At 54.9% G+C, this 7,409-nt stretch carries 9 protein-coding genes; 5 read left to right on the plus strand and 4 right to left on the minus strand.

Going from position 1 to position 7,409, the window contains the following annotated elements:
- The 5 genes from Q0711_RS10025 to Q0711_RS10045 form a co-directional block, all read left to right on the plus strand.
- Positions 1 to 461, plus strand: a 461-nt coding sequence (locus Q0711_RS10025) for a hypothetical protein (RefSeq protein WP_299042454.1), incomplete at its 5' end; no start/stop codon positions are given.
- Between the two features lie 46 nt (positions 462 to 507).
- On the plus strand, positions 508 to 1,749 hold the full coding sequence (locus Q0711_RS10030) for a hypothetical protein (RefSeq protein ID WP_298611678.1): 1,242 nt from the start codon (positions 508 to 510) through the stop codon (positions 1,747 to 1,749).
- A gap of 14 nt (positions 1,750 to 1,763) precedes the next feature.
- The gene (locus tag Q0711_RS10035) at positions 1,764 to 2,060 is read left to right on the plus strand and encodes a hypothetical protein (protein WP_298611675.1); all 297 of its coding nucleotides are present in this window, start codon (positions 1,764 to 1,766) and stop codon (positions 2,058 to 2,060) included.
- An 8-nt stretch (positions 2,061 to 2,068) separates the two neighbouring features.
- On the plus strand, positions 2,069 to 3,016 hold the full coding sequence (locus tag Q0711_RS10040; RefSeq protein ID WP_299042458.1) for a branched-chain amino acid ABC transporter permease: 948 nt from the start codon (positions 2,069 to 2,071) through the stop codon (positions 3,014 to 3,016).
- 241 nt (positions 3,017 to 3,257) lie between these two features.
- Complete coding sequence (locus tag Q0711_RS10045) at positions 3,258 to 3,680, plus strand: ATP-binding protein (protein WP_298611669.1); 423 nt, start codon at positions 3,258 to 3,260, stop codon at positions 3,678 to 3,680.
- 2 nt (positions 3,681 to 3,682) lie between these two features.
- On the opposite strand, the gene Q0711_RS10050 is transcribed toward Q0711_RS10045, so the two are convergent.
- The 4 genes from Q0711_RS10050 to Q0711_RS10065 all read right to left on the minus strand — a co-directional run.
- Complete coding sequence (locus Q0711_RS10050; RefSeq protein ID WP_298617144.1) at positions 3,683 to 4,507, minus strand: FAD-binding domain-containing protein; 825 nt, start codon at positions 4,505 to 4,507, stop codon at positions 3,683 to 3,685.
- Positions 4,508 to 4,511: 4 nt separating this feature from the next.
- Complete coding sequence (locus Q0711_RS10055; RefSeq protein WP_298611663.1) at positions 4,512 to 5,240, minus strand: circadian clock KaiB family protein; 729 nt, start codon at positions 5,238 to 5,240, stop codon at positions 4,512 to 4,514.
- Positions 5,241 to 5,244: 4 nt separating this feature from the next.
- Positions 5,245 to 6,531, minus strand: coding sequence for a type IV pilus twitching motility protein PilT (locus tag Q0711_RS10060; RefSeq protein WP_298611660.1), 1,287 nt, complete (start codon positions 6,529 to 6,531; stop codon positions 5,245 to 5,247).
- Positions 6,532 to 6,615: 84 nt separating this feature from the next.
- Positions 6,616 to 7,409: AEC family transporter (locus Q0711_RS10065; RefSeq protein WP_299042461.1), on the minus strand; the 794-nt coding region annotated here is incomplete at its 5' end.

Raw genomic sequence — 7,409 nt, forward strand, 5'->3', positions numbered from 1 at the left:
GCTCCTTGGCTGCCTATGCCAGCGATCTGCTACGAGCCAATAATCGCCTGTGCCAGGTGGTGGATGCCGCCTCAGAAGCAGACTATTTGTTGGCGGGTTCGGCAGAGGTACGCCTAGTGATCAAGGCCTTTAGCAAAACCCCCTACTTTGTTCTGTTTCTCACCAAGGGTAGCACAAACCTGAAGCTAGTGTTTGAGCGCATTAAGGCCATTTTGGCGGATGGGAAGCCGCTCCTACCCCCTGTACAGGACAACACCACCTCCGTTGCCCAACTGCTCTTGAGCTACGCCCGGCGCTATGCCCCAGATCCTAACTTTGTGGCGCTGCGACTGTCGTTGAAAACGGGTCTGCACCGTGAACGACTGGAGAAAGGTCAGCTGGATGAACGGGAAGTGCGCATTCTCTATAAAGGTGTGGCTGATATTTTGGGCGTAGAACGTCTCCCCATTCCGCTTCCCTAGCGTTGTTCAACCGACGCTCTTCAACAGGTCATCAAGATTTGAAACTATGTTTGAACATCTCTACATTGATCGCCCTCGGAAGCTGGTGGCTTTTTTTAGTGAGCCGGTGATTTTCCACTGTCACCACTACAATCTATTTCTCCAGCAGACGATTGAAGACCCCGACTGGATTGATGGGGTGAGTATTTTGCAAACCTCAGCCCAAGAAATTTTCTATAGTCTGCTTGCCAATGCCTTCAAAAGGTTGGGGCTGCAAACAGCGGCGGAACGTCTTGCTACCGCAGCGCACATTTTTAGCTTTTTGGGCTTTGGCCGTCTCAACTTTGAGGTGACAGAAGAGGGGGGCGAGGTGGAATTAACCCACTCCCACTACGCAGAGGGCTGGCTAGGGAAATATGGTGAGCAGGTCAACCGTACAAAACCTATTGATCATCTAGCGGTGGGTTATGTGGCAGCAGCCCTAGATGCTACGTTTGCGGCGCTGGGTACCTATGTGGCCGAGGAAACCAGTTGTGTGGCGGTAACACGGCAAGACCACTGCATTATTCAGGTGACAAAGGCAGCAGTGCCTCGCTCCCTGACGCCGAGTCCGCAGATGGGCAAGCTGATTGATCAACCCGTCCCTTTTCCTAAAGGAGACACCAGTGTGGACTATGAAGCGGTCAATGAAGCGCTGTGGGGACTGCCCCTTGAAGGAGATACCAATGGCCAAATCCGCGCCTTTAACGTGCTGCTAACGCGAATGCCCGCCAACTACTACAACCGCATTCAGTACCGCTTCCTCGATGAGCTACAAAAGGTGGATCCACAGCTTCTGGAAGTGGGTCAAGCTCTAATTCGGGAATCGGGTCATGTCTGTGTCTTTTACACCTTTGGCAATATTATGGAATCTTTGGAGTGGGAAACGGTTGTTGGCCCCATGTTGAACACCGATACCGATTGGATTCACGGCGGCTATGCCGTTGCCAGTAGTTTGGGGTGGGGGCGCTGGCAAGCCCTAGAAGTGGTCAGCAATGAATCCTGTCGGGTGGCGATCGATGGCAACTACGAAGCCAACTACTTCTTAGCCTCCTACCCTCCTGCTGCCCAACCGGCCTGCTACTTTGCCCAAGGGGCGGTGCCTGCTATGATGAACATTGTCTATAACGGACATATCGAACGGAAGCCGGTTTTGGACGAGGCCTTTTACAATCGTCTCTTTCAACGGGGCGGTGTGTTTCAAGGGGTAGAGGTGAAGGCACGGGAGAAGGGGGATCCTTGGTGCGAATTCTATGCCCAACGCCCATAGGTCAGGTCTAAGCAATGCCAATTCAACTTTCTAAACGGCGGGAATGTGGGGGTACATGGGTGGTGGATGTGGATTTGGGGCGATCGCCCACCGGCGAAGAACTCACCACTGTTGCCCAACGCTATGGCGGTCGCTGTCGCCAATTTCAGCAGCTAATATGGCTAGATTTCCCTAGTGGTCGGATTACGGCTTCACTGCGGCTGTCGCGGCTGACAATTCGGCTGGAGGATAAAACTCTCGAAGCAGCGATTATTGCGGAGTTGCAGCAGCTTGTAGAGGCCAATGGGCCGGCCTGTGCGGTGGATCTGTAGCACTGCTTATGGGGGGTTGGCTGGGCACCTACGATTTCCTGTTGGTTTCGATGACTTTAGGGGCGATGTTGGCTCTGTCGCTCTATTTGCCCCTGATGAGTGGCCAGCTCTCCCTTGCCAGTCCGGCCTTTTATGCCATTGGCGGCTATGTTGCAGCCTTGGTTTCAACCCGTGTGTTTGCAGGGCTTAACCCCTATCCCGTGCCCTTGGTGCTAGGGGAAATGGTGTTGGCGGCGATGGTCTGCGGTCTGGTGGGATGGGGGTTGGGGGTACCCGTGTTGCGGCTGCGGGGGGTCTATTTTGCGATCGCCACCATTGCCTTCTCGGAGGTGCTGCGGGTGTTGACCCTGAATCTGGAGATTACAGGGGGGGCGATCGGCATCTTTGGCATCCCTCAACCTTTTAGTACGCCCTTGGGCTATTTGTGGCTGACAGTGCCGTTGTTAATTGGGGTGGCGATCGCCATTGGTCGGTTGGAACAAACCCCGGCCGGCAAGGCGATGCAGGCCATTCGTGCCGATGAGTTAGTGGCACAAACCCTTGGGATTGATGCAACCCGCTACAAGGTGTTGGGGTTTGTCTTGGGAGCTATCCTGGCGGGGGTGACGGGTGTCTTGGCAGCCCACCTGTTGAATACTTGGAATCCACGTCAGGGCACGTTTGATACGGGGGTACTGGCACTGACGGCGGTGCTTGTGGGAGGCAATCGGACTTTTGTGGGGGCGATCGCGGGGGGTATGCTCTTTACGGCTTTACCCGAACTCCTGCGGGGACTGGCAGATCAACCCTATTTGCCCAGGGCAGTGGTTGCCTTTTTCCGCGATGGACGTCTCATGCTCTATGGGCTGCTGATTATTCTCGGTACACAGTTCTTTCCCAAGGGACTCTGTCAACCCCCTAACTGGCGATCGCTGTGGGGTACTATTTCAAGGTCAAGAAAACAGGTCAAGACGTGAATAATGTAATCAGTTCCCCTTAACTCGCCTGCGCCATGTCTCACCTGCATCCCCTCATTCAACTCCGTTTGCCCCTGCACCCTATCTCCACAGCCGCCAGCGGGGAAAAGTTCATTTGTTGCAGCCATATCGTCGATCCACACCGGCCGGATGCAACAGCCCTTCGCAGGGGGGTTCAGCATGTTGGTACCCAGCACTGAGGTCACTGCCTAATTCAACCCCATTGAGCACAGACCGGCCTATGACAGTTTCCCTAACATTGCCCAGTGACCTAACCCAACTGGAGGCACTCTTGAGCTGGTTCAATCAATATCGCCCGTCAACCCTGCCCATTGAAGAGTGGCTGAAATTGGAACTGGCCCTTGCAGAAGGGTTCACAAATGCGGTGCGCCATGCCCATCGGGAGCGCCCGCCCAATACTCCCATTCGCATTGACCTTTCCTTAGAGGAGACTGAAATTGAATTGCGTATTTGGGATCAAGGGGATCCCTTTGATCTATTGGCCAAATTACAGACGCTGCCCGCCCAAATTGCCCTCGATGCCGAAGGGGGACGGGGACTGCGTCTGCTAGCAACAATCACCGATGAATTGGACTATCGGCGCGTAGAGAATGGCGGCAACTGCTTGATTCTGCGCAAAATCCTCAAACCTATCTCCCGATAATGCTACTTATGGGGAAAAAGACGGGTTTCCAGTTCCTCGTAGGGGGCATCAAAGGGACAGCGATCGCCCATGGGGCACTGGCGACAGTATTTGCCCTCGCTATAGCGTTCGAGGTTTTGACGGTTGAAAAAGTAGGGCTTGTGGCTAAAGGTACTGGCCACCCACTGCCATGAGAGGTTATTACTTGCCGGATCGCCGTCGAGGAGATGCTGCAAAAACCAAGCGGCGCCTGCTTGCCAGCGCACTCGGCACCAGTGCACCACATAGGCGGCCAGCCACAGGCGGGCATGGTTATGCAAGTAACCGCTTGTTTGCAGATCGCGGCTAAAAGCATCCATACAGGCCAGTCCTGTTTCTGCGGCAATGAGTGCGGGGGGTAAATCGGTTGCATAGTCCGTTGCTTGCCAACCCGTTTTATGGGGTTCGATGTCCTGCCATAGGCGATCGCCCCAGCGGGCATAGAGGCGCTGCCAATAGTCTCGCCAAGCCAGTTGCTGGAGGAGAGCCTCCGCCTGAGGGGGAGAAGCCACCGCCGCACGCACGCGATCGCGCACTGCCGCCAAACCGATGACCCCGTGGCGCAAATAGGGTGACAGTCCAGTGACTGCCCCGGTTAAGAAATTGCGACTTTTACCATAACGCTGCGGCTGAATTTTGGCCAGTCGCTCCTGCGCCGCCCCTAAGCCACCACGGGTTTCACTGACCGCCTCATCCTCGCCCACCACATCCGCAAAGACTTGGCGCAGGTAGAGCACGTAGGCGTCACGATTTCCCTCAATTCGCTTCACAGCGGCGGCAGCCAAAAGATCTTTTGCAGAACCGGTCATGGGTTTAGGGACTGAGCAAACGTTCGAGGCGATCGCGGTGATCCAAGTATCCCACAATGCGGCGTACCGGCTGCGGATAAACCCGCACCAATGTGGGGGTCGCTTGAACTTGATCTTCTTCTGCCAGTTCTGGCTGCTTGGTGACATCCACCACCTTGAGTGTATAGGGTACCTTGAGGGAACGACTCAGCAAATCGTGGAGGTTTTTTAGGGCAACTTCGGTAGCAGGGGTTTCCCCGCGCACATACAGGCGAAAGACATAGCGATCGGGTTGCGAAGGACGCGGTACAAAGCTGCTTAGGGGCGTGGCTTCCTGCAAATCATAGACAAGCTGGTGATGCTCCCACAATTGAGGAAAACGACTGCGGTAGGCCTCTAAAGCTTGCACGTCGCAGGGATGGTGTGGATCTTGAACCAACTGCCAAGGTAAAGCAGGTTGATGCAGAGGGGCAAACAGGGCATTTAATAGGGGACGATGGGGCCAGGCCATGGCATAGACTTCTGCCGCCACCCGTAGGCATTGCTGCTCCTCGTCAAACCAGTAATCCACCGCCGCTGTGTAACAGGGCGAAAGAAATAAGGGCAGCTCCTCCAGATCCAAAAGGTGTTGCAGGGCTTGGCAAAGCGATCGATGCCACTGTCCCTGCTTCGATGGGTCGCGGCAAAAGACCACATCCTCCCCTGGTGTAAAGAGGGCCAACCCCTTGTACAAAACGGGCCTGAGGCCAACCATTTCCCTAGACCCGACCCCGTAGAATTTGTGCCATCTCGTTGGGTTTGGGGGAGTTTTCGATGGCGGTTTCCTCGTCAATGCGCCCCGCCTCATAGAGTTCGTAGAGGCACTGGTTCATCGTACACATGCCGTCGTAGCGACACTGGGGAATAATTGCCTCGATCTCCTCCACTTCACCCCGCAAAATATAGTCCTTGATGGCATCGGTGTTGATCATAATCTCGTGAATTGCCGCCCGCTTGCCATCGGTGGTGCGCACTAAGGCTTGGGCAATCACTGCCACTAGCGATTCCGCCACCTGCATCCGCATGGGGCCTTGTTCATCGGGGTTGTAGAGGTTGAGAATCCGCTCAATTGTTTTCACTGCACTGTTGGTGTGGAGAGTCCCAAAGACTAAGTGACCCGTTTGCGCTGCTTTAAGAGCCGTATTCACCGTCTCGCGATCGCGCATCTCCCCAATCAGAATGATGTCGGGGTCTTCCCGCAGCGACGCCTTCAGGGCATTGTCAAACTTCAGCGTATGAATGCCCACCTCCCGCTGGCGGATGAGAGAACGGCGACTTTGGTGCACAAACTCAATGGGGTCTTCAATCGAGATAATGTGCTTCGGCATTTCACTATTGATGTAGTCCACCATGGCCGCAAGGGTGGTGGATTTGCCGGAACCCGTTGGCCCTGTAACCAGAATCAGACCCTTGTGGTAGTGGCACAGGTCTTTGAAGACCGGCGGCAAATTCAACTGCTCTAGGGTCAGAATTTTTACGGGAATTAACCGCAGCACCATTGCCGGTCCTTTGAGGGCGACAAAGATATTGATCCGCACCCGACACAGCCCCTCGTATTGGTAGGCACCATCGTATTCAAGATGGGTGCGAAACTGCTCAATTTGCTGGGGCGTGAGCATTTCATTCAGCCAATGGTTAAAGGTTTCCTCGTCAGTCACGGGATGGTTACTCATCTCAATGCGCCCGCGATCGCGAAAACGAGGTCTTTCCCCTACCCCAACGTGAATATCGGAATAGCCGTTCTCGAAGGCTTCCCGCACCAATTGCTCCATCGTCGGGCCAGAAATGGGCGCAGCCGGTGTCACTATTGGCTGTGTTGGTATTGCCTGTTGGGGCATTCCCGGTTGCGGCGGCATTGGTCGCGGGGGCATGGGGCGGGGTGGCATCCCTTGAGGCGGAGGCGGTGGGGGCATCGGCGGAACACCTGCACCCCTAGGGGGACGGGGGGGTGGCATCGGGGGTGAATTGGGAACACGGGGGGGAGGAGGACTTTGGGGATTTGTCATGGGGCAACTCGTGACAGGGCTAGGAATAGATGCAGTACTTTTTAGTGTGCCACCGTTTTTGGAAAACGATAGCAATCGTTAGCCTTATGTTAAAACTTGACGACACAGGCAAACCCACAGGGGCAAGACCACGACAAAACTTAGGGTACTCAGGGCAATCGCCGCTGGAGGGATTTCAGTATTGAGTTCATATTCCTCCGCTAAAATCAAAGCCGCAAAAGCTGTCGGCGTACCGGCCATAATCGCGATCGCCAGCAAGGTGTCGCCTCGTAATCCTAAACCATAGGCGATCGCCATCATCGTTAGGGGCAACAACAGCGTTTTCACCAATATCGGCAGCAATGCTATGCGAAAGCTCTGCCAGCCGGGGAGGCAACTCAGGCGAATGCCCGTGAGGAGGAATGCCAAGGGAATTACCAAGTGAATATCCATCTCACACAGAGTCTCGATCGCCTCAGGGAAGGAAAGATCATGGGTGGCAAAGCCCGCCATTGCTGCCCAGAGGGTGGGTACCGTCGGAATTACGGCCAAAGCCCGCCACCACGGTTGATCATTCCCCTTACCGTAGTACTGACCAAGGAATGAACCCAGACCATAGGTACCGAGGGCATTTTGGGTAATGGCGTAGAAGGTCGCCCAGGGCAGTGCGGCGGCACTTAAAAGTGGAATCGAGACCCCCAAACCCACAAAGCCTGTGTTGCCAAGAATACTGGCAATTAAATAACTCCCCTGAAAGCGCCGACTTTCTCCTTCAGGCACTGTACTGCTCAGGAAAGGGGGAGTGTATTGGAGCCACTGGGGCTGAAAGTAGCGTTGCTGCCAAGCATATAAGCTTTGGGCAAGCACATACCCAACAATCAAAGCGACAAAGGCCAATA

Origin of the sequence: uncultured Thermosynechococcus sp. (assembly GCF_937958135.1) — a bacterium.
Lineage (GTDB): Bacteria > Cyanobacteriota > Cyanobacteriia > Thermosynechococcales > Thermosynechococcaceae > Thermosynechococcus.